General features: G+C 43.0%; 15 protein-coding genes. All 15 read right to left on the reverse strand.

Going from position 1 to position 23,539, the window contains the following annotated elements; all coding sequences use genetic code 11:
• Positions 1 to 192: 192 nt before the first annotated feature.
• The gene (locus AS141_RS23355) at positions 193 to 1,434 is read right to left on the reverse strand and encodes a glutamate-5-semialdehyde dehydrogenase (protein WP_057940131.1); all 1,242 of its coding nucleotides are present in this window, start codon (positions 1,432 to 1,434) and stop codon (positions 193 to 195) included.
• Positions 1,427 to 2,509, reverse strand: a complete 1,083-nt coding sequence (gene proB, locus AS141_RS23360; RefSeq protein WP_057940132.1) for a glutamate 5-kinase — start codon at positions 2,507 to 2,509, stop codon at positions 1,427 to 1,429. The genes AS141_RS23355 and proB overlap by 8 nt, the downstream gene beginning before the upstream one ends.
• A 222-nt stretch (positions 2,510 to 2,731) precedes the next feature.
• A complete protein-coding gene (locus AS141_RS23365) occupies positions 2,732 to 3,604 on the reverse strand; it encodes a geranylgeranylglycerol-phosphate geranylgeranyltransferase (protein WP_057940133.1) in 873 nt (290 codons plus the stop codon).
• A 411-nt stretch (positions 3,605 to 4,015) separates the two neighbouring features.
• Complete coding sequence (locus tag AS141_RS23370; protein WP_082632405.1) at positions 4,016 to 5,602, reverse strand: glucoamylase family protein; 1,587 nt, start codon at positions 5,600 to 5,602, stop codon at positions 4,016 to 4,018.
• A 162-nt stretch (positions 5,603 to 5,764) separates the two neighbouring features.
• The gene (locus tag AS141_RS23375; RefSeq protein WP_057940134.1) at positions 5,765 to 7,246 is read right to left on the reverse strand and encodes a RagB/SusD family nutrient uptake outer membrane protein; all 1,482 of its coding nucleotides are present in this window, start codon (positions 7,244 to 7,246) and stop codon (positions 5,765 to 5,767) included.
• Between the two features lie 12 nt (positions 7,247 to 7,258).
• Complete coding sequence (locus AS141_RS23380) at positions 7,259 to 10,273, reverse strand: SusC/RagA family TonB-linked outer membrane protein (RefSeq protein ID WP_057940135.1); 3,015 nt, start codon at positions 10,271 to 10,273, stop codon at positions 7,259 to 7,261.
• A 260-nt stretch (positions 10,274 to 10,533) separates the two neighbouring features.
• The gene (locus AS141_RS23385) at positions 10,534 to 12,411 is read right to left on the reverse strand and encodes a 7TM diverse intracellular signaling domain-containing protein (RefSeq protein ID WP_057940136.1); all 1,878 of its coding nucleotides are present in this window, start codon (positions 12,409 to 12,411) and stop codon (positions 10,534 to 10,536) included.
• A gap of 315 nt (positions 12,412 to 12,726) precedes the next feature.
• Positions 12,727 to 13,116 (reverse strand): DUF1801 domain-containing protein, encoded by a 390-nt coding sequence (locus AS141_RS23390; RefSeq protein WP_057940137.1) that lies wholly within the window; start codon positions 13,114 to 13,116, stop codon positions 12,727 to 12,729.
• A gap of 167 nt (positions 13,117 to 13,283) precedes the next feature.
• Entirely contained in the window at positions 13,284 to 14,090 is an 807-nt protein-coding gene (locus AS141_RS23395) for a glycerophosphodiester phosphodiesterase family protein (RefSeq protein ID WP_087149461.1), read from the reverse strand.
• A 283-nt stretch (positions 14,091 to 14,373) separates the two neighbouring features.
• Positions 14,374 to 14,658 carry a TFIIB-type zinc ribbon-containing protein gene (locus AS141_RS23400; RefSeq protein ID WP_057940138.1) on the reverse strand — a complete coding sequence of 95 codons (285 nt, stop codon included), beginning with the start codon at positions 14,656 to 14,658 and terminating at the stop codon, positions 14,374 to 14,376.
• A 512-nt stretch (positions 14,659 to 15,170) separates the two neighbouring features.
• Positions 15,171 to 17,831 (reverse strand): DUF7133 domain-containing protein, encoded by a 2,661-nt coding sequence (locus tag AS141_RS23405; protein WP_057940139.1) that lies wholly within the window; start codon positions 17,829 to 17,831, stop codon positions 15,171 to 15,173.
• 135 nt (positions 17,832 to 17,966) lie between these two features.
• Entirely contained in the window at positions 17,967 to 19,208 is a 1,242-nt protein-coding gene (locus AS141_RS23410) for a hypothetical protein (protein WP_057940140.1), read from the reverse strand.
• Between the two features lie 42 nt (positions 19,209 to 19,250).
• Positions 19,251 to 20,432 (reverse strand): FG-GAP repeat domain-containing protein, encoded by a 1,182-nt coding sequence (locus tag AS141_RS23415; protein ID WP_057940141.1) that lies wholly within the window; start codon positions 20,430 to 20,432, stop codon positions 19,251 to 19,253.
• A 24-nt stretch (positions 20,433 to 20,456) separates the two neighbouring features.
• Complete coding sequence (locus AS141_RS23420) at positions 20,457 to 23,312, reverse strand: PVC-type heme-binding CxxCH protein (protein WP_057940142.1); 2,856 nt, start codon at positions 23,310 to 23,312, stop codon at positions 20,457 to 20,459.
• 47 nt (positions 23,313 to 23,359) lie between these two features.
• Positions 23,360 to 23,539 (reverse strand): family 16 glycoside hydrolase (locus AS141_RS23425; RefSeq protein ID WP_157243560.1); only part of this gene is annotated, 180 nt, incomplete at its 5' end.

The raw sequence follows: 23,539 nt of genomic DNA on the forward strand, positions 1-23,539 counted from the left end.
GGATAGAACTCAATAAAGAAAACCAAAAAGCCATAACGGGATTTTCTTGCCAAAGCCAATCTCCAGTTCATCCAGTACTAAAAAACTATTTTCAACTTTTTTAATTTGTTCGCCATCTTTCAATTTTCCAACAATAAAATATTCGAACGTTTAATGATAAATAACGAATGTCGAAGACTGATCACTGCAAAACTATCCTCTTACCTGTCCATTTCCTCTCACTATCCACTTATAACTACAAAGTTCCTTCAAGGCCATTGGTCCACGGGCGTGGAGTTTTTGGGTACTGATGCCGATCTCGGCCCCCAGTCCGAATTGGGCACCGTCGGTAAATGCAGTGGAGGCATTTGCATACACAGCAGCAGCATCCACTTCAAGAAGAAACCTGTCGATGACTTCTTGATTTTCTGCTACTATAGCCTCGGAATGCTTGGAAGAATATGCTGCAATATGATCTAGCGCCTCATCCAGATTTGCAACAGTCTTGATGGCTAACTTCAATCCTAGAAACTCCGTCCCAAAATGGGATTCTTCAGCTGGGGAAATCAGTTCACTACTGTTCAACGCCGCAAAGGCTTTTTCGTCAGCGAAAATCTGAACCTTACTTTCCAGCATGGGATGAATGATGTCATTCAGGACAGGCAGATGAACTTCGTGAATCACTAAGCAATCCAAGGAGTTACAGACGCTGGGTCTACGCGTTTTGGAATTGAAAGCAATCTCCGTTGCTTTATCCAAATCAGCTGATTCATCCACATAGGTATGGACTATTCCCGCACCTGTTTCTATGACCGGCACCTTTGCATTCTCCCTTACGAAATTGATCAATCCCTGTGAACCCCGTGGTATAATCACGTCCACAAAACCCACTGCTTCCAGAAGGGCTTTAGTAGCAGCCCGGTCTGCAGGTAAAAGCTGGAATGCCTCGGTAGTCAAGTCATTTTTCTCCAGTACCTGATGGATCAAGCTCATGATGGCGCGATTGGAATAATCTGCATCAGATCCACCTTTCAGCACCAAGCCATTTCCTGACTTCAGCGCTAATGTAAACACATCAAAAGTAACGTTTGGCCTAGCCTCGTAAATGATCCCAATCACCCCGAGAGAAACAGTTATTTTCTCCAGTGAAAGTCCGTTTTCCAAAGTTTTGCTCTCCAAGACATGGTGCAAAGGGCTTGGTAAGGCACTTACCTGGATGATTTCTCCTGCAATATTGTGGATCCGCTCTTCGGTGAGCAATAGCCTGTCATACATAGGATTACCCGGTTCCATACGATCCAGGTCCTTTTGGTTTTCTTCGAGTAGAAAGTACATGTTTTCCACCGCAGAAATTGCAAGATTGTGTAGGACCTGATTGACTTTTTCATTGCTGAGACCAGTCAGTTTTCTTGCCCCTTTTTTTACTACTTCAAATATGTGTTGGTACTCAGTCATGATCGAAAATATAGAGGTAATCGTAGTGGATTAATGCTTTTTGGTTCTTTTGACCAACTCTTTCGTTGGCTATTTTGGAAGAATACTCTGCTCGGCCTAGACCTATTTTATGTCCGGACTCATCACGGATAAGCAGTATATCTCCTTTGGAAAACTCCCCTTCCAGTTTAATAATTCCAATCGGCAATAAACTTCGGATTACTTCGGAAGTAAGGGAGGTTCTTGCACCTTCATTGATGGTAACTTCTCCTACGTAATAATGTTCGCCATGTGCGAGCCATTTTTTGGCTCCATGTTTGGCTTTCTGTGGCTCAAACCAGGTACAGCGCAAAGTTTTGTCTGCAAGTTCATGTAGAACATTTTCCCGGTTGCCGTTGGCAATAATCACCTGAATGCCCAGATCGGCTGATTTCTTGGCCATGGCGTATTTGGTAAGCATACCTCCTCGGCCGAAAGACGATTTGGATGCGGAGATGTAATTGGATACCTCTGGCATGCTGGAAGCAACTTTTTCTATAAGTTCAGAGCTGGGCTCAGAAGGATTTCCTGTGAAGATCCCATCCACATTGGTCAGCAATACCATCGTATCCGCATTGATCATAGCGGCCGTAAGACTAGCCAGTTCATCGTTGTCGGTGAACATCAACTCAGTGATGGTAACGGTGTCATTTTCATTGATAATGGGTAAAATATCCTGTGAAAGCAATGCCTGTACGCAGTTTTTCATATTAAGAAAATGCTTTCTATCACGGAAATCCTCCTTTGTTACCAAGATCTGCGCAACTGGCTGATCGTGCTTTTCAAAGAAATTCTGGTATTGATTGATCAGACGTATCTGGCCTGTAGAGGCCCATATTTGTTTCTTAAATACTGGATTGAGTTTCTTGGGAAGCGGAATGGCTTGTCTCCCAAACGCCACTGCACCAGAGCTGACCAGCACGATTTTCTTTCCACGGGAGGTCAATTCCTGGATTTGTGATACAAGCTTCTCCATGCGTTCCAGATCAGGAAGTCCGTTTTCCTGAGTCAGTACATTTGACCCGATTTTGATTACAAGTAATTTGCTGTCTAGCATTCTTAGAAAAATTTGCCTGAAAATAGGGAAGATTTGGGACTTATGATCTTGGATTTAAGATTTACGAGACAATTCCCTGAGTTGAAGATTGACTTCTCAGGTTGAGGGCTAAATACATGCTTGATGTTGTAAATCGTAAACCGACATCCGTAAATAAGCAGATACACTTTTTATATTCCAAAATAAACGTAGGTAGTTATCTTTCTAATTAGTGGAATGGAACTACAAAAAAGCCATACTGATTGTCCCCACCAGCATTAAAGCCTTGGCAATTGCGCTTAATTTTGTGAAATGGTCCTTGCGGTCTGCATAGTAGATTCGATACATGAAATAGATGAAAAAGATCCCCAATCCTCCAAAATAGAAGAAAATTATGGGTCGGTTTAATTCGAATGTCACCACTAATATTGCGCAGACAAACACGGCTGCAATCAGGAAAATCACAGCTTTTGTTTTCCGAAATCCAATCACTATGGGCAAAGTACGGCATCCGTGTTTTCTATCTCCCTGCCTGTCTTCTATGTCTTTGATGATCTCACGGATGAGGTTGAGAAAGAAAGCAAAAATGGCGTATGTAAGTACTAGAAGCTCTGATTTTTCGAAATAGAATGCAATCACATAGATGGATATGCCAGTGAGAAGTGCTACAGAAAAATTTCCGATAAAGGGTTCTCTCTTCAGCTGATTGCTGTAGAACCAAAGCAAAAAAGCCGCAAAGAAATTGATTAAAGCTATGCTGGGACTCACCAAAAAACCTAGTCCAACTGCTGTGATATTCAGTATGGTATGCAGGAGAATAACCACTCGGCGCTTGATGCCTTTTCCAACTACGACATTTCCAGGACGATTCACATAATCGATTTTGACATCGTAATAATCATTGATCATATATCCGGCTGCCGTGATCAAGAGGGTGGAAACAATTAATAGATATAGATTATAATCTTGCAATACCGGTAAGCCGGATTTGTTGGTTTCAACCAAAAAATAGGCCGTCATTAGCTGTGCGAACCCCACCATCAGCAGATTGATAGGTCTGCTGATCCGAAATAGTCCTCGGATGGATATGGTTCTTTCCACAGTCATGGTATTCATACGTCAAAAATAGATTCAATTCCTTTCACATCTAGGGAAATAGCTAGGTATGTGGAAATTAAAAGGTTTTTAAAGTTTTTTTAACCACTGAGAGCACAAAGGTTTCGCGGAGGGCACAGGTATAAGTGTAAGGGGCTGTATGCATTGCCTCATGTAGGTAGAATAGAAGTTTAAGTTACTCGTAAAGGAGATAACTATTATTTCTATGGAGGGTCGAAAAGAATTTTCGTTTTGATTCAACTTGAATGAGACCTGAAGGAAGTTAAAGGGTTATTGTTAAAAACAATATCGGAGTGCCGTGGGCTTTTTTGGATCGGAGGGAATTCTCATAATATGGACTTTAAAAATCAAATTTGATCGAAGGGTCACTAAACGTAATCTCCGATCAAATTCGATAGTCTGAAAAAGAGTTTATTTTTTCAAGCTAGGACTCTCAAAACCCAATTTCTTCAAACCTTCTTGCACTTCAGGAGCTCCCATAAATAATTTCCAGCCCAATCCTGTTCTGTAGTTTTCTATCATGGCCACCATAGGCCCTTGGTCAATGGCCAGGTATCGGGTAGGGTAGAAGTCATGCTCGGGGCTCATCGCATCGTAGAATCCATATCTGCCAAGTACTTTTTTACCATAATTATAATAGAGGTTTTTAATGACTTTCATAGACTCTTCAGGAGTATATGGAATAGAGGAAATTGCAGCAGTAGGAGAGATTACCCCTGTATCATTTCCGGGAAAGTGCGCATTGTAGCCATTGATAGAGTAGGAGGCAGTCAGCCCCCACAAATCTTCTCCATAACCTGCAAAGTTGCCTGGATTCCCAACACAATATGCTCTGTTGATCAGTGTCTGATTGGTGTTTTCCTTTTGATAGTCAGCATACTGATCTTTAAGTCCCATGGGATTCAATCCCAGATAGGAATAATGCGCCCAAAAAAGCGGCCCGCCCATCTTTTCTGCTCCGTTATGCTTAAGTTGAAGTTCGTATCCAAAGGCTTCATTCTTAGCTTTTATAGCTCCACTTCTTGCCCAGCCCTTGTGATATGCAGCTGGATCAATGGTATGAGTAGGAGAGGATGCTGCCAGTACATAGGTGATCAGACATTCGTTGTATCCTTCTAATGGGAAATTCATATCCCATGCATATTCCGGAGACCAGTGCCAATAAAGTACATCCTGGCCGTCTCTGGTGTACCAGCTCCAATCCATTTCTTTCCACAATTGATCAATGCGGGACGCTACAGCTTTTTGGCGGTCATCTCCACCTTTGAAGTATTCCCGCACGGCGATCAGGCTCTGCATCAAAAATGCAGATTCCACCAGATCACCTCCATTATCTTTCTGACCAAAAGGCTGGACTTTTCCGGTTTGACCATTCAGCCAATGAGGCCAAACCCCCTTGAATCGGTCTGCTTTTTCCAGAAATCCCACAATCTTTTCAAATCGCGCTACACCCTGTTCTTTGGTAATCCAACCTCTTTCCATTCCTGCTATCAGTCCGAAAATTCCCATTCCGGATCCACCGGTGGTTACCACATGTGCATCATTTTGAGGATATTCCCCATCCATATGAATTCGCTCTGGCCCCATTCCTGAATTGGGCTCAGCTCCATCCCAGAAATATCGGAAAGTGTAGAACTCCACCATATTCAAAAGCTCTTCATCTGTCATTTTACGAGTTTTGGCGGATGCACTTCCTACAATGGAGGAATCCGCACCAGTGTAGGCTCTGACCTCATAGTTCAGGTCAAGTTCCATTCCCAGATCATTTACAAAATCCAGATAAATAGTGTCTTGTACCAAGGCCCGTTGGGTATAGGTCTTGTCATCCATACTTACCCATATTCCGTATGAATCTGCTTCCGGTGTTTTGTCCCATGCCAGCTCCACGTGTATATCGTAAGGAGTAGCTCTAATTGTGCTGGCTTTTTCTTCTGCTTTTTGACAGCCAAAAGAAAGGAGGACAAGAGCAGCCAAGGAGAGTGTGGATTGGGCTTTCATAAGTTTATGTTTATTTTTTCAGCTGACACATGGAATCTTGCCTGATGGGTAATCATCTCTTTATGTGACGCTTGGGTGATGCTCGATTTCATGGCTTGGAAATATGGAAAGGAAAGAATAAAGGAGACTCCCGCCCCAGCAAGTAGGCAGGAGTCAAGGGGTTTAGTAACCCGGGTTTTGGGTGATTGAACCTCCGCTGATATCTATTTCGGATTGTGGAACTGGATATACCTCATGTTTACCTGGTGTCCAGGTGATTCCCAATTCGGCAAATACCTCCTGTGCACGTCCTTGTCTTACCAGATCAAAGTAGCGGTGCTGCTCCATGGCCAGCTCTATTCTTCGCTCATGATAGATTGCCTCTCTGAGTCCTGATTGATCAGTCATGGTTAAATCTTGTAAAATGCTGTTATCACCCTGACGGGCCCTTTCGCGGACCATATTCACATACTCCAAAGCCTGAGCTGGATTTCCAATCTCATTCGCAGCCTCGGCAGCAATCAAAAGCAAATCAGCATATCGGAACAAACGTATATTAGCACCGCTGTTCCCGAAGCCGGATGGTGGTCTTTCAGGAAGCCAGGCTTTCCGGCTGAATCGTGCATTTTCACCCATATTCGGGTCAGCCACCACTACTTCTCCGGAAGGCAACGTATCCCCATTAGTGATAATGGTTGCTACCAGCCTGGGATCATTTTCCTCGTAGGCAGCCATCAGATCATCTGAAGGACCATTAAACCCCCAGCCGTTATTCGGATTGCCGCGGATCCCCTGGACTTCATTGAACTGAGATCCTCCGCCTCCCGCTTCAAGAGCTACTGTCGATACTTCGAAAATGCTCTCTGAAGAATGCTCCCCTTCTCTTCGGAAAATACCTTCATAATCGGGATAAAGCTCATATTCACCACTGGAAATAACCTCCTGAGCCAGATCAAATGCTTCCTGAAAGTCATTTTGAAAAAGATGCACTTTTGCCAAAAATGACTTTGCAGCACCTGCCGTGGCCCTGCCAAGCTCGGAAGCTTCATATTCAGATTTCTCTGGAAGATTTTCTGCCGCAAAATTCAGATCCTCTTCAATGAATGCATAAATCTGATCGGTTGAAACTCTCGTCTGAACATACTCATCCGGATTCAACGGACGGTCTATCAGCGGTAAGTCTCCGTATGTCCTTACAAGGAAAAAGTAGAAGTACGCCCGCAGAAATCTTGCCTCTCCGATGAGTCTGGTTTTCAACTCCTCATCCATATCGATTTCGGGTACATTTGCGATCACCTGATTGGCACGAAACACCCCCTGGAAATATCCTGACCATATCCCATTGACCGCAGTATTATTTGCATCAAAAGTAAAATCATTGATATCCTGAAGGAAGCCTGCATCACCTGGGACAGATCCCTTGTCAGCGTCATCAGAGGCGATATCTGTAACTCCTATGTAGGAAAATACATGTACGTTAAAACTTCTCAGGTGCGCGTATATGGCATTCACAGCCTGCGTGGCCTGCAGTTCATCTTGAAAGAAGTTTTCAGAAGTTAGCTCTCCAAGAGGAGCCTTATCCAAATAATCCTCGCAGGAAACCAGACCTACGCTCACCAGAATGCTTAATCCAATAGCTGCTATTTTATAGTTTATCTTATTCATAGTTAAATGGGTTTAGAAGCTGGCAGAAATTCCTAGGTTAAAAGTTCTTGCGACGGGGTAAAGACCACTGTCATATCCTGTACCGATCACAGATCCACCGCCGATCTCAGGGGTGTATCCAGAATATTTCGTCCAGGTGAATACGTTTGTTCCTGAGAGATAAACCCTGAAGTTTTGGACCTTGAATTTATTCAAAGCCACCTCAGGAAAGCTGTAGCCTATCTGCACATTCCTCAACCGAAGGAAAGAGCCATCTTCCACAAATCTGTCTGAGACTTCATAGTTGTGGCCCCCGTTAGTAACTCTGGGTTCTGTATTGCTGGTGCCTTCCCCTGTCCATCTGTCCAGATAGCTGGTTTCGAAGTTGTAAGTGTTGAAGCGGGTCTGTTTTTTGGCATTGTAGATTTCATTGCCATAGGTCCCGTTAAAATCCGCACTGAAGTCAAAACCTTTGTAGTCGAATCCCAGATTAAAGCCAAAAATCAAATCAGGAATAGGGCTGCCCAAAATCACACGGTCATTGTTATCTACGGCTCCGTCATTATTTGTGTCTTCATAAATCAAATCTCCCTCGACCTCAGAGCCTCTTTTGGGAATAGATGACAGATCAGATTCATTTTGGAAAACCCCTGCGGTCCTGTATCCATAATAGTGACCTATAGATTCACCAACTATCGTTCTAGAACCTAAGTAGCCGCTGATCCCTACCGCCCCGCCGAAGATAGCTTCATTGCCATCTCCTAAGTTTAACACCTCATTGTTTACTGTAGAAGCAACTATTCCGAAGTTATAGGCAAAGTCGCCTTTTTGATCTCTCCAATTCAAAGTCAGATCAATGCCGGAGTTTTTGACACTTGCAGCATTAATAACAGGGTTATTTGCAGAGCCCACATAGGCAGGAATTGGAACTGAAACTAAGATATCATTGGTTTTGCGAGTATAATAATCCAATTCACCAGTCAGTTTCTCGTCAAAGAACCCGAACTCAAGTCCTATATTGGAAGTAACTGTCTCTTCCCATTTAATAAATGGATTGGCCAACCGGGTCAACGTTGCGCCATAAATCAGTTCTTCATTTTCACCAAAAACTGCATTCTCATTCCCTGTTACCACGGGCCTGCCTTCGTAAAAGGCGATTTTGTCATTTCCGATTTTCCCCCAGCTACCCCTGATTTTCAGGTTGGATAGGAAGGATTGGCTTTGCAGAAATGCTTCCTCGATGATATTATATCCTAGCGCTACTGATGGGAAATTACCATATCGGTTTTCCTTACCAAATCGACTTGAGCCATCTCTTCTGAACGTACCGGTAAAGAGGAATTTGTTTTTGTAGGTATAATTAGCCCGGAAAAGGTAAGAAAGCATTGCCCAGTCCCCTGCGGTATTGTTATTTGTCTGAGTGGTCAGCTCACCTGCATTGAGGTACCAAAGTGAGGGGTCTTCGCCAGGCAGATTTCTTCTTCCGCCTCCAAGAGTCTCAGTATAGAAATCCTGAGTAGTGATACCTCCTAAAAGATTCAACCGATGGTCTTCCCATTCTTTACTGTAGTTTATGGTATTTTCCCAAAGGATATTTCTGTTTCTCAGATTTTCCGCATTGACTGAATTCTCCGGATTCTGCTGCGTTGGGGATACAAAGAAAACAGGGGTAAAAGTCTTTGTATCCTGAAAAGCCAGATCCAGACCTACATTACTTCGGAAGGTGAAATTTTTCAGGAATTTGACATCCATAAAAAAGTTGCCCACACCACGGTAATTATTTGTCCGGTTGTTTGAGTTGTAGTCAAATTGAGCCGCCGGATTTCCAACTGGGCTGGTATTCGTGTAGCTGCCGTCTGGCTGGGTCGGGTCAAAAATCGGATAAGCACGGTAGGCATTGCCGATGACTCCAGGCTCATTTTGCTGATTGTAGTAGATGAATGAAAGGTTGTGACCGAAAGTAACCGCATCGCTGAACTTATATTGGTTATTCAGCCGGAAGGTCAACCGCTCGAATTCAGATTCTTTCACTACTCCTTGTTGGTTAAAGTAATTGACGCTCAGGTTGAAGTTGGTTTTTGCTGATCCTCCGTTAGCACCCAGGCTTACATTATTGATTGGTGCATTTCTGAAAATGTAATCCTGCCAATCAGTGCCTTCAGCATACTCATCCACATTGTAAATAGGTTCATTTCCTACGTTTTGCTCCAGTTCATTGGCCAGCTGGGCGAATTGCCTGGCATTCACCAAATCGATTTTACTGGCTACTTGCTGCACTCCTGTATATGCATCTACACTGATTCTGGTGTCTGTATCAAATGATCCTTGCTTTGTACTGACTATGATTACACCGTTAGCCCCCCGGGAACCGTAAATAGCTGTTGCAGAAGCATCTTTCAGCACCTCCATAGACTCCACATCGTTTGGGTTCAGGAAATCAATATCATCTAAGAGCATCCCATCTACCACATAGAGAGGAGAGGAATTGTTCAATGTGCCCACACCTCTGATCCGGACAGTGGAACCTGCTCCCGGAGCACCGGAGTTTTGGGTGATTTGAACACCACTTACACGGCCTTGCAGTGATTGTGTGACATCTGAAACAGGAAGTCGGTTAATGTCCCTGGAATCCACACTGGATATTGCTCCGGTGAGATCGCTTTTGCGCTGAATACCATATCCGACAACTACAAACTCGTCCAAATCCCCAAGATCTTCTTCAAGGGAAATATCTATGGTTGACCTACCGTTGATCGGAATTTCTTGTGTTGTAAACCCTACAAAAGTAAAGACAAGCACTGCATCTTCCGTAACTTGTAAAGAGTACTTGCCGTCCAGGTCTGTAACTGTCCCGTTGGTGGTTCCCTTGATGACCACGTTCACACCGGGCAGCGGTTGGCCGGCAGCATCAAGCACTGTTCCCTGAACTGAAACATTGTTCTGTCCGACCGAATGGTGGACGATAAATAAGGAGAATAGGAGAAAGGATAAAATAAAACGCTTGCTGTGATGCCAGACATTTTTCCTCTCTGGTAGTAATTTTTCCATCGGGCTAATTGGGTTTAGTTTTAGTTAATTGCATGCGGTATCCCGCAAAGCAGCAACTGAAACTAACTAGCCTTATACCAAGCAGTACAAAAAAATCTTTGAAATTGATTGAAAAAGGATGTTTAAATAAGCCCTATTTAAACTTCTATTCCTTTTTTAATTTCACTAAAAAATAGGCTATTTCGATAATTTAAAAGATTATTGATAATCAATTCACGCTTTATTATCAGGATGCCAGTTAACCGGAAATCCTGTAGAAATCAATTCAATTCATGGGATTTTTCCAAAACAATGTCTTCCCATTCCGGATGGTGAATTCCTTTCAGTTCCAGCTGCAATTTCACTTTTACCCGGAAGCTGCTGATGGCGTTTATCCGCAAATCAAGCAACTTGGAAAGCTCATCAAGTGTGAGTTTATCATGCTCTGCAATGACGGTGTAGGAAAGATAAAATGCCTTTTCTATTGGTAGGCGGATGCCATGGAATATTGTCCCGGCCGTCGCGGATTCTATATGTCCGCAGCGAGAGCATCGGCGGTGAAAAATCTTAGAGCTTTTCGAGAATTTGCCATGGTTGCAGGCTTTGCAGGTGAAGCCGTTTTCCCATTTTACCTGCTCCAGGTAGCGAAGGCAAGAGCTAGAATCCGGGAAAATATTTTTGAAATCAGCATAACTCATTCGTTTATTGGTGATTCTTGCCTGGAGATTTTCTTTAATCTGTGATTTTAGTTTCCATATATCCTTGTCCAGGATCGAATTAATCCGTTTGATTTCTTCGTCTTTTTCCAGGATTTGCTGATTATACTCCAGTAGCAACTGGTTCTTTTTTGCCAATTCTTGGGTTCTTTCACTTACCCTTTGTTCCAATTCCCGATTGACTTTATCCTTTAGCTGTGCATTTGCTTCGGCTTGCCTTAAGGAGCGAAGCATTGCCCGGTCCCGGTTTTCTTTGAGGATTTTCACACGGTCTCCCAACGCTAATGTGAGTAACAGCATTTCCATCAAAAAAGCGATGTGTAAGCTGTAGTACAACACAGTACTATGGGGGATAATGGCGGTGTGTACCATAGCTTTCAGAGCCACTCCCAGAAATAAAATCCCGTAAGCAACTACAAACAAACGTGCCACACTGTAGCCTTTGACCAAGACATATATACTGGAAAACAGGATCAGGAAAAAGGGAATGATGTCGTAAACCTGGATTTCCAAAAGGTGGGGATAATAAATTAACCCCAAGAAAAAAAGAAATGTTTTTGCTCCTAAAATGAGCTGAAAACAGCGATGCATGCTGGGGAATCTTCTCTTCAGATTGAGGAAGTGAGTGGAGAAAAGCAACGCAAAAATTACGATCAGATAGCTTGAAAGCCCCAATGCGGGCTGATTCCATCCAGGTTTGTTAGGCCATAGATACTGGAAAGCAATGCCATCCACACAGGCTGCGAATATCCCTACACAGATTAGGTAAAAGACGTAATACAGGTATTTGACCTCCTTGATTGCCAAGTAAATCAGCCCGTTGTAAAGGGAGATAATCAAGATCATCCCATAGAAAATCCCGTACAGAAAGTACTCATTCAAAGCATAATAGATGAAGCGGTTGTATGATCTGAAAGCAATCCTAATATCCGCCTTTTGGGATGATCTGATCTTGAAATAGTAGATAGCTATTCCTGAAGTTTCGTTTGAGACTGGGATTTGGAAGTTTTTATGAGAAAAAATCCTGTCACCAAACGGTGCTTGATCTCCTAGTTTTAATTCACGAAATCCTTCTTCTGAAGGGATATAGGCCGTAATTTGGTCTATTGTCTGATCATAAAATTCCAGTAGCCATTGCTTCTGGCTAGTAGGTGTTTTCTGGATAGCTACCTTCACCCAATACGTATTCTCGGTAGAGAATTTATTCTTGTTAAAATCAGGATTGATCTTGAGTCTGTCTGCTAACTGCGGAGATAGAATGTCCTCCAGTTCAATTTCATTGGTTTCATCTTCGTAAAATGTTAGCCTGTCTATGGCGTAGATTCGCTCGTCCAATTGATCATTGATCTGAAAAGTATAATTGGAAGATTGGGCATAGCAGGATAAAGTAAATAAAAAAAGCAATACGCTTAGGGTAACTACATTTCTAAAAATCCTATTCATAAAACTCGGGGTTCATTTCTGAAAAGAAAGTCAAAAACAAAGCCTGAGTTATTCATGGTTAGCTATGATTGCCAAGATTTCCGGGTAGAGTAATGAGTATCGAAATGGATTTCCGAGTTAAAAGCGTGATACAAATCCGGAGAACTCAATGAATTAGTTTGGATGGACTTTTTTATAAATACCTCTTTGCCCCCATAGATTGCCGCTGTAAAAGGGCGCAAACCTTACCATCATTCAGGTAAGATTCATAATATAAGTTCAGCTTCCATCTCCGCTTGTGGAGTCCTGATTCCTGAAGGTCTATAGATTAGACTTTCACTTCAAACGCTCGAGTTGGCCTTTTCGCTTGACTATGTTTTTATAGTCCCATTGGATGTTTTTTGATTTCTCCAGCCATCGTTCCAATTTGATTTTGTCGATTTCATGGATTGATTTATAAAAAATTGATGCGTCTTTAAATTTTTCACCTTTCTTATCCAGGTCTTCTTCTTCAAAATCAGCCCCACTCCAAAACATGAGCCGTATTCCAGGTTTTTGCTTACTATAGCCCACTATAGGATTTCCTTCCAAAAACCATACGGGATGACCATGCCAGATCTTGCTTTCTGCTTCAGTCAGGAATTTAGCTATTGTCATTGCAAGCAGGTCGCAGACCTCTTCCAGTTCGGTTTGACTTTGGTTATAAAGCTTGATTTCCTCTTTCATTTTACCGAAAATTGCTGGTGCAAAGTAATGGGCCTATTTTACGAGGTAAAATATAATTAAAAAATGAATTCTCTTCACTTCAATTGCCTTTTGAAGTCAGGGAGCAAGGTTAAATGATAAGAAGGCAATTTTCTGTATAGTTGTTTATTTTGAGTTACTAGGGTTCCTTACTTCCGTTCTTCAATTAGCTCCAGCAGTAACTCGGGTTCGTCGGTAGTGATGAAATCCGGGTTTTGATCAAGAAACCAATTCAAGTCTTCAGGTTTGTTTACCGTCCAGGCATTGACTGTCAAACCTAGTTCCTGAGCTTCTTTGATCCACTGAGGGTTCTTTTTCAGAACGTTTATATTGTAGTCAAACCCAAAAAATCCGGCTTCCTTCAATTCTGCCGGAGTTTTGTCCCCATTAAGGTATGCGACATTCGCTTTAGGATCCATTTCTATTGCCTTCAATCCACCCTCATAGCTGAATGTGATGTAATCCACCCATTTTTCTGCTTTCATTTTCTTCACCGCCAGCACAGACTTTTCGGCCACTTCTTTGCTTCGTTCCACAGAAATTTTAGAAGGCTTTATCTCAAAAATCAACTTAGTGCCTTTTTGTTTTTTGCCTGCCTTTAGGTATTCTTCTACAGTAGAGAGCTTCTCACCATTCTCATGCTTTTGGGATAAAAGTTCTTCGAACCTGGAGGTTTCAATTTCCATTCCCTTAAAATCTGCATCGTGGTTTACTACCAAAATCCCATCAGCAGTCATCCAAACATCAAACTCAGAACCTTCACAACCTAGTGCTACGGCTTGTTTTAGGGAAGCAATGGAATTTTGGGGAAGATTAGTGGCTTTCCACGCCCCGCGGTGGGCGATGACTTTATTTTTGTGAAAAGACTTCTGCGCAAATGATGCAGAGCTGGCTACGAAAAAAGCAAGAAGAGTGAATAGAATGGTGTGTGAGGCTTGAATCATGCTTGATTTCATGGAAGTAATTTTAGTAAAGCTCCCAAAAATAAAAAATGTGAGCTAATGAACTATCCCGCTTGAAATAATTCATGTAAACTTAATGGTATGATTATTTAACTGCAGCGGGCTCAGTGAGAAAACCTTATTTTTTGGACAGTTGTATTTAATTAGGAAAAAGTTAACATAAATGTTGGACAGAACTCTGGATACATAATTTTAAACACGCCCGAAAAAAACCAGCTACATTAATTACTTAAAGTAGCTGGCTAATATTTTACCTGAATTTTAATGGTTTTACAGGTCAAAAATCGAATAGATCCGATAAAAATGATTCTTTCTTTTTATAAGGTCTTCTATGACGTTCTTGATCGGAGTAGTGTGATTCTTTAGGATAGCGCTTTTCAAATCCTGGGTTTTCCTCATAAGCACTATTGGTTACACCACCTGACGGAGATGTAGAGCGTTCGATGATTTTATCCAATTCACCTCTATCCAGCCAGATCCCCCGGCAATTGGGACAATAGTCAATTTCAATACCTTGCTTTTCGCTCATTAGCAAAGTTTCATTACAGCTTGGACACTTCATTTTAATTAATTAGGTTTTATTAATAATTTCGGACAAAGGTTTCTGTCAGTATGGAGCATTACAGTTCCCGTTGAGATTACGGGATTAATCCAATTGGGTTTTATTTCGACTGGGATTTTGACCTTGCTTATGGGTAGAGATGTCTAACTACTTCTGGTTTATGAATCATAGAATATTTCAAGCCAAAATAGGAATTTACTTAAATGTCTGATTTATAGCTAATTGGAAAGGCGTTTTTAAAGTTAGGTCTTCTAGTTAGAATAAATTTTTCTTTAACTTAGATTGATTTTTACCATGGAAAACAAAAGCTATAGCTATAGGTACAGTGCCAATGAGTCTAGCCAATAGTGCGGTACCTGACCCCTGATCAATTACCTTCTAGTCATAGCACTGTCCCCAAATTAAACTGATTTTGCGACTCTTCGTAAAATGTCCACCGCGGTTAAATTAAAAAACACCTTGAGATTCAACGATCCCAAGGTGTTTTACCCCATGTCTCTATTCTTAAAAACTTACTTCTGCTGCTCCAGGTAAGTAATCAACGATGCCAACTCCTCAAAGGAAAGTGAATTTGCCAAGCCGGGAGGCATCATGGAAGTCTCCATTACCTTACGGGTTTTGATTGTGCTCTTGTCTAACTTGGTAGCTGTACCGGTAATGTCCTGAATCACTACTTCGTCTGCCGTCTCGGCGGTGACAAAGCCCATATAGGACTTGTCGTCATTTGTGTCAATCAATACAGATGCAAAACCCTGTGATATGGAAGCATTTGGTTTCAGAATTGATTCAGTAATCTGAGATCGGTTCATGATCGAGCCTATTTGGCCCATAAAAGGGCCTTTGAGTGGCTGGCCTTTTTCTATACTGTGACAAGCCACACAGCCTTGGCTGGTGAAAAGTGTTTTTCCCTTCACAGGATCACCTTTTAATTCCTGCACAGCAATCATTACATCTTCGATTGAAGATGCACCAACCTGTCCTTTTTTACTCTTGATTTTCTCTAGGTCAACTTCTGTTTCCTGGATTACCAGATTTGATTCTTCTTCTCCAAATTCGGCAATGTCCATTCTGTTTCGCTCATTGAGCTCAGCAAAAAACTGTCTTTTAGTAGCTTCAAAATTGTTGCGCTCGCCCACCAGGAAATCTTTGATCTGTTCTGAAGATTCCCATGTGATTCCTTTGTAATACGGACCATGCGTGTCCGGTCGGGTTCCCCACCACCAGGAGCCGTCGTAAGGCGCTTCTTTCTTATACAAACGGGAAAGTGTGCCTAAAATCTCCATTTTCAGCGCTACATCATCTGTAGCACCATAGGCTTTGATCAGGCCATCCACTGCTTTTGCATCATGCATGTAGCGCAAAGCCCAAAGTGCAAGCTTAGAATCTTCTGTGCCAATAGCATCTACTGCCGCGTCTACAGCGTTCAGGGCTACCAGTGATTTCACCGCTACATGTGGGAGAATGATAGCAGAATTTGGAGTGGCATGGGGGCCTTCAGTTCCTTTTTCTGGCTGCTTGAATGAGTCAGGAACCTTTACTTTCAACAATTCATCAGCTGCTTCTGGATTCCCGATTCTTCCCAACGCTACAATAGCAGCTGATTTCACTCGGTCATTTGGATCCGTTACCCCTGCTATAAATGGATCAAGTGAGACTCCTTGAAGGCAGGATTTGCGATCAGCCAATGCACGTAATGCGAATTCCCTCACTTTCTCTTCCTCACTTAATTTAACTAATTCTCCGTTTCCACTTTCGCAGGTTGCCTGCGCGTAAGTGTAGATGCCAGCAACTCTGGCTTCCAGTGACAAGGTCTTATCAGTAGCCACTGAAAGTGCCGCCGCTCCAGCTTCCTCAGGGAAGCGGGCAAGCATCTCGCGCTGTGCATGGAATCGGGAAGCTGAATTAGATGCCTTTAGCAATTCAACTAATTCTTCTAATGTTGCAGTTTTTAGATCAGGGATAGCTTCGTAAGCCCAGTCTTTTGGCACCACCCGAACTACGTATCCTTTTTCTTCACTTCCAAAATAACCGGCGCCGTCCCAGGCTGCGAGGAACATTCTGCCTGATGCGTCCACATCAATGTCTGTAACCTGGGCAAGTTTGATAAATTCCTCATCCTGTTGGGTGAATCCCGGCCCGTCCATGGTCACCCGGTGAATATACAACTGGCTTCTTCCCCAATCTGCCATCATCGGTACATGGTTGTATTTGGCTGGCCAACGGGCATCATCCATAAAGTAACTGCCAGTACCGGATCCACCGCCGAGATCTACCAAAGCTGGGATCGTTTCTTCAGTGAAGTTTTTGAAAAAGTTAGGATAGCCATACTCCCCTGACTGGGTATAGTGGATGAAGCGGATATTCCAGCCACCTCCGTCGTTGGTATTGCCCCGGGTGTAAATATTCATAAATGGATCAATGGCCACATCATAAATGTTTCTTGTTCCGTGGATGTATTCTTCCATTTCGGTACCGTCAGGGCGCACGCGAACAATCCCACCGCCCAGCATTGTCATTTTCTTCCCGTCTCTATCGGTGGCATTGTGAAATCCGAAGTCTCCAACAGCTATATAAATCCAACCATCAATACCCATTCGGATACCATTTGTTGAGTGATCGGTACCACGGGAACGCAGGGATTCTGGAGAAGAAATCCCTTCGATGAGCATTTTGGCAGGTCCATCAGCTACCCCATCGTTGTCCTTGTCTTCAAAAACCACCAGATTCATTCCTTCAGCCTCACCTGTTTGCTCGGAAAACTGGGTGTGAAGCACAAATACCTGATCTCTCACCGCGATGATTCCCCTTGGATTATCCACTTTCACAAATTCCGTGTGAGAGTCCAATTCACCGTCATTATTGCTATCTACCAAGCGTACAATGGAACCTTTTCCGGGCTCCTTACCCAGAGAACCCATCATGTCTACACCAACGAATACATTTCCATTGGCAGCGACAGACAAAGCCGCTGGACTAGGCACGATATCCGGGCCTGCAAAATTGGTCATGATCAATTCTGTGCTGTCAGCCCCATGCTTGGCAGTGTCCAGCGGGAATTGTGGATAGTACTTTGTAAGCTCTTCCAGGTCGGCTTTTCTGTTATCCGGTTTTGAGCAGGCTAATGTCAAAAGAGAAACAGTTACTGCCAGTATAGGAAATGAAATTTTAGACATGCTAAAAGTGAAATTATAGGATTATTATATTGAGGGTGGCTATTTGCGCCTTCAAATATATCATGTTGTCTGACAAATCCCCTTCAAATATCAACAGAAACTCAGTTGTAGTGAATTCTGGCGTATTTGTGATGCTTAACGGTTAAATGGGGCTTCGTTTATCCAATTGAATCCGCGATTCATCAATAAATAATCTGATTTCTTCTTTCTTGTAACTGTGATGTCCATCTGTTTTTCGCCTAATGTCACAAGAAGTTGGTATTCACCTTCTGGATTTTCACGGATCTTCAGTAGGTAGGGGTCCTCTTGTTTGCCCGAGCGTACAAAATGAATCTTACCATCCTCAGTAAAGTCCTCAATAGTGTAGTAGTGAGCGTTTTTACCAGAAGTTTTCACATCCAGCCGATTTTGGTCTATCATGACCTTTGTCCAGTACACTCCTGCACTATCGGGCAGGTTATTCTGAGAAAAAGTATAAGTGCCTTCCCATTTAGTTGTCCTTTTCCTCATTATAGGTTGTGACATAAAATGCCCAACTATCATGAGAATTGGTAGTAATCCGGCAAAGAACAATTTTCCTGCAAGCCATAAATTACGCTGGGATTTTGTTTTCCAACTTATCCCTGGAGTAAAAAGCCGTGTTGGTTTTTGGAGAATGAAAAAGTCCAGCAATACCTTAACCGAGGGCAAAAGAATCAAAATGGAAAAGAAAAGCAAATGTGAAGACATCAGCTTTACGGGAACATCAAAGCTGAAATTCACCAGCACAATATTCGTAGTGACAGCGATAGAAATCAGTGCTCCCAATACAGCCGTTCTCCGAAAAAGCAATAACGATCCTGCCGTGATTTCTGAAAGTCCCATGAAGATCTTATAGGTGTCAGAGTAGCCAAAGAATCTCCAAGCCAATCCCATAGGCGAAGAATCTCCGAAAGTCTGCTCAAGCGTATAAATCCCAGGACTGGGAAACTGTCCGATCATAAATTTAGCTACTCCATAAGAAATCAAAACCAACCCGACATAATAGCGTGCATAGATCAGTGACCAGGAAAAGAGTTTGGTGATCCAGGACCTTTTTCTAAAAATTACTATGAATAAAAGAGCTAGAATTAGCGCAATTATAGGGAAGCTGATCAGTTCCATATAATTAAAAGTAGTATCTCCGCTGCCATTCATCTGTGGCTTTACAAAGTCAGGATGTCCTAATACTGATCTTGCAATTAGGATTGTGAATTCATCCCTGATTGCTACAAAGTACTTCAGGAGTAATTCATTGAGTAAGGGGATGTAATGAAAAGGGGAAGGAAATGCATACACAACAATATAAAAAGCGATCCAGGTTTTAAGAAAAAGTTTAGGGCCGGAAGTTGAATTCATGGTATATGCATATGAAGTTTATAAATGAAAAAGACAACGGATTTATTTCATTTGATTTTCAAAGAGGAAAATCCCATTCTTATTGGCGATTATAATATCCGGCTTCCTATCCTTATTTAGGTCTTCCACTGCGATATTCAATCCAGCTCCAGAGTCATTGTCTATGATATGCTCTTCAAAAAATGGCCCTTTACCAGGTGCGATTTTATAGTAAAGCAAATACGGTGTATCAGCATCTCCGGCATCATTTCCATTATGTGCCAGATATCGCTTTCCGGTGATCCATTCTTCCTTGCCGTCACCATCCAGGTCAGCCATGATGGTGGCATGGGTCTGGGCGGTAATCTCGCTGATAAGGTGGGTTTCAAAACTTCCATCCGCCAGCTGCTCCTGCCACCAAATACCCAGCGCATGGGCAGAAGAGCTGAGTACGTCATTTTTCTGATCCCCGTTTACATCCAGAACCTGCATATGAGCGGCAGGTTCACTTACTTTTACTGCATGGAAAATCCAATCACCGGATTTTTTATCTCCTTTACCTTCAAACCAACCTTCCGATATGACCACGTCATTGAACTTGTCTCCATTGATATCCCCGAATCCCAAACCATGTGAAAAGCGGTCTGTACCCGGGACATTTTCTTCCGAAAGAGCAAAGCGTTTCCATACTGTTTCTCCAGGTTGGGTAGGGGCCTGGAGCCATACGATCTGTCTATTTTCATAGTCACCACTTAAGATGTCCAGTCGTCCATCACCATCTATATCAATGAATCCCGGAGATTCAATCGAAATTCCTACAGAGTCTGCAATAATATGTTTTTGCCAATTACTGCTTTCTATTTTTGGGTTTTCAAACCAATAAGCCGGAGTTCCTGGATAGTCAATGATAACTACATCATCCCAGCCGTCCAGATTCACGTCCATTCCAAGGTTCAGAAAGGAATTGGAGTATTCTTTTCTCGGGTCAAAAATTTGGGACGGAGCAATCTCATGTCTTTTCCAATCAGGAGCTTCAAACCAATAATACCCCGCAACTATATCGAGTTGACCATCCTTATTCAAGTCAGCCACAGCTACCCCTTCGGAAAGAAAATCCCGGGAGATTACGGTCTTTTTGAAATCAGGGCTGGTGTGAACCTGACAGAAAGCACCATTCGAAATAGACGTAAGCGAAAGAGTGGCGGACAGTGCAATTCCGATAATTTCGAGAATATTATATTTCATAGTTCCTGGGATAGGGATGATTTTTTAACGTTCCAAGGCGATCTTGGATAGTTGCTTTTTCAATTCATGGTTTGAATGAGAATCGGATTCGGCAAGTGATTTCTTAAGTTTAAGTAATGCTGCACTTGCCTGAGGAGTTTTGAGATCACCAAGTTTCTGTACAGTGTACTCCAATAGGAGTGGATTTGCAGCTTTTTCTGCCAGGGCGATAGCACGATCAGCATCCAAACTTGATAATGGTTCCATTGCATACCAAAGCATCAATGGAAGGTTGTGGTCTTCCAGGTCTTCAGATCTTTGTACCAGGGCATCCATCACTTCCCAGCGATCTTTAGGGTTTATGCGTAATAGGGCAGAAGCCAGGTAAAGTCGTACCAAAGCAGACTCGTCGTTTTTTGCCATTGTTGTGAATCTGGCCAAGGTCTCCTCAGACACCGTTTTATCTTCCACTTCAAGTTGGATCACCCAGCTTCTGAGGTATTCATCTGGATCAGACATTAGTTTGCCTAAATCTTTCTCCGACAGCCCGTGTGTCACATGAAGTGTCCAAAGTGCCCGTAGTCTATTTGTTATTTCTGGATCATCGGAAAGGATTTTCTTAAGTACAGCTTTAGCCTCTGGAGTAGCCCCACGCTCTTGTAAGATAGTTCTTGCTTGACGGGCATACCATTCATTTTTATGAGTTTGGTAATTGGCAAGTTCAACACTACTCGATTTAGAAAGATCTACTTTAACCCAAAGATCGTCTTCGTGGGAGATTTTGAATATTCTTCCCAGAGACTTATCATGTACATCTGGATTGGGGCTATGACACTGATTTTGATCGTACCAATCAATTGCGAAAACGGAGCCGTCTGGGCCATACTTGAAATTGAGCCATTGGGACCAAGAATCATTCATGGCCATGAAGTCATTTTGGTGTGTTGCCTCATAGCCCGAACCATTTCGGGTAAGTTGATCAATATTCAACCGCGAACCATTGATATTGTTCATAAAGATGTTGTCCCGATATTTTTCCGGCCATGTATCCCCACCGAGGTATATCATCGCCCCTGCGTGGGCATGGCCACCTCCTGCTGAGGCTGAGCGAAAATTACCGGCGTGTGGTCCGCGGTCACCGACCCAGTGCACATGGTCTGCGATGGTTTTGATATCGTCATAGGTGTACGGATTAAAATGACTTCCAGCTTGTCTTTGGTAGCGGGCGCCTTGAATCACATGATACATGTGCGGAATCACACAAACTGTAATAAAAGGATGACCATAGCTGTTGAAGTCAATGCCCCAGGGATTACTGCTGCCTTCGGCAAATACTTCAAATTCATGCCGGGTAGGGTGATATCGCCATACGCCCGCGTTGAGTTTGGTCCGCTCGGCATCAGAAGATCCGGGTTTGCCCACATTGGAGTGGGTGAAAACCCCATGTGTGCCATATAGCCAGCCATCCGGTCCCCAGCGGAGATTATTCAGTACTTCGTGGGTATCGTCTGTGCCCCAGCCATCGAGAAGTATGACTGGCGGGCCGCTGGGTTTGTCATTTTCAAAATCTGCTGGAATGAAAAGAAGATAAGGAGCAGCCCCCAGCCAGACACCGCCCATACCAACTTCGATTCCGCTGACCAGATTAAGGCCTTCAGCAAAAACTTTTCGTGAGTCCAAAGTCCCATCGCCATCTGTGTCCTCAAAGATCAAGATACGGTCTTTTCCCTCACCTTCAGGTGCCGGAGTAGGATAGGTGTGCCCTTCTACCACCCAAAGTCTGCCCCGATAATCCAGTGTAAAGCTAATCGGTCTGATTATTTCAGGTTCGGAAGCAGCAAGAGTGACCATAAATCCATCAGGCGGAGTCATTGCGTTGGCAGCTTCGGTTCCAGAAAGCCCGGAATTCAACACCGGGTCTAAAGGAGGCAAGATGATGATGTCTCCTGGCTTTAATTCATTGGGGAAGGAAGGCCGATTTGGATAAAACTCGAAATCATCAAAATTGATATGTGCCCAAGTGTCATGCGCTACGTAGGGGATTTCAGAGATTCCGGTTTCCTTATCGATGATTCTGATGAAAATTGTCTGCCCCAGATACTCATTTAAATCCACCACTACTGGCTGAAGAGTAGCTCTGCCCTGACCTGTGGACTGAAAAATGACTTCATCGGATTCTACCAAAACAACTTCAACCCGGGTGTCTGCCAAAGCGCCTCCTGAAACCATGAAACTGGCATAGGGCTGAGTAACCTCAAAGGGAACTGAAGTGAGGGTTCCCGTTTGTTTGTAATTCAGGGTGCCTCCGCTGCTGAGGAAGTTTTTGCCTTCAAAATTTATTTTATCCTCTTTACTGTGAACAGGTGAGGGATCCGAGTTGAAGATGGGCGCTGCAAATGCATCACCAGTAGCAGTCCAGTCTCGAAGCGTACCTGTCTCGAAATTTAGGTTGAGGTTTTTTCCATCTTTCTGTGGGATCGATCCCTTTATTGCGGTTTCTTTTTCATCTCCTTCGATCAGCTCAAATTTACCGGCCATCCCTGCAGCCCTGTGACCTGGGATCGAGCAATAATAAGTATCATCGCTTACAGCTACAAAGGTGATGCTGGTCGTAGATCCTTCTTCCAAAATAGTCTCACTCTTGATTCCCAGCTTTTCCATAGCGATATCATGCGTCATGATTTCACCATTTGTAATGGTGATAGTGACCCGGTCACCTTTCTTAGCTTTCAGTGTAGGGTTCCGGGTCCCATCGGGAGCAAAATATCCAAGCATAGTAGCTTGCAGCTTGAACTCAATATTAGAAGTCTGGCTGTATGTGATAGTGGGGCTGGAGGTGAAGGGAAAAGCATTTGCGCATAAAATCACGCAAAAAAACACGAGTGTCCAGTTTTTGATCATGGTACTTGGGTTGATTGATAATCTTAAATGTTAAATCAACTCATAATCTATTCCTTTTGAGGCAGTTCTTCAATAAAAATATCCTTAAATGCTACTCTGGCTTTTCCACCGCCGTGAATTTGCAGGCCGATTAAACCAGATTGGGGAATAGAGCTGTCTTGTTCCGTATAATCTACGGTTTGGTGGCCATTGATAAAAAGCTGGATTCTGCCATTTTCAGTATGGAC

The organism is Algoriphagus resistens (assembly GCF_001442615.1).
GTDB classification, from domain to species: Bacteria; Bacteroidota; Bacteroidia; order Cytophagales; family Cyclobacteriaceae; genus Algoriphagus; species Algoriphagus resistens.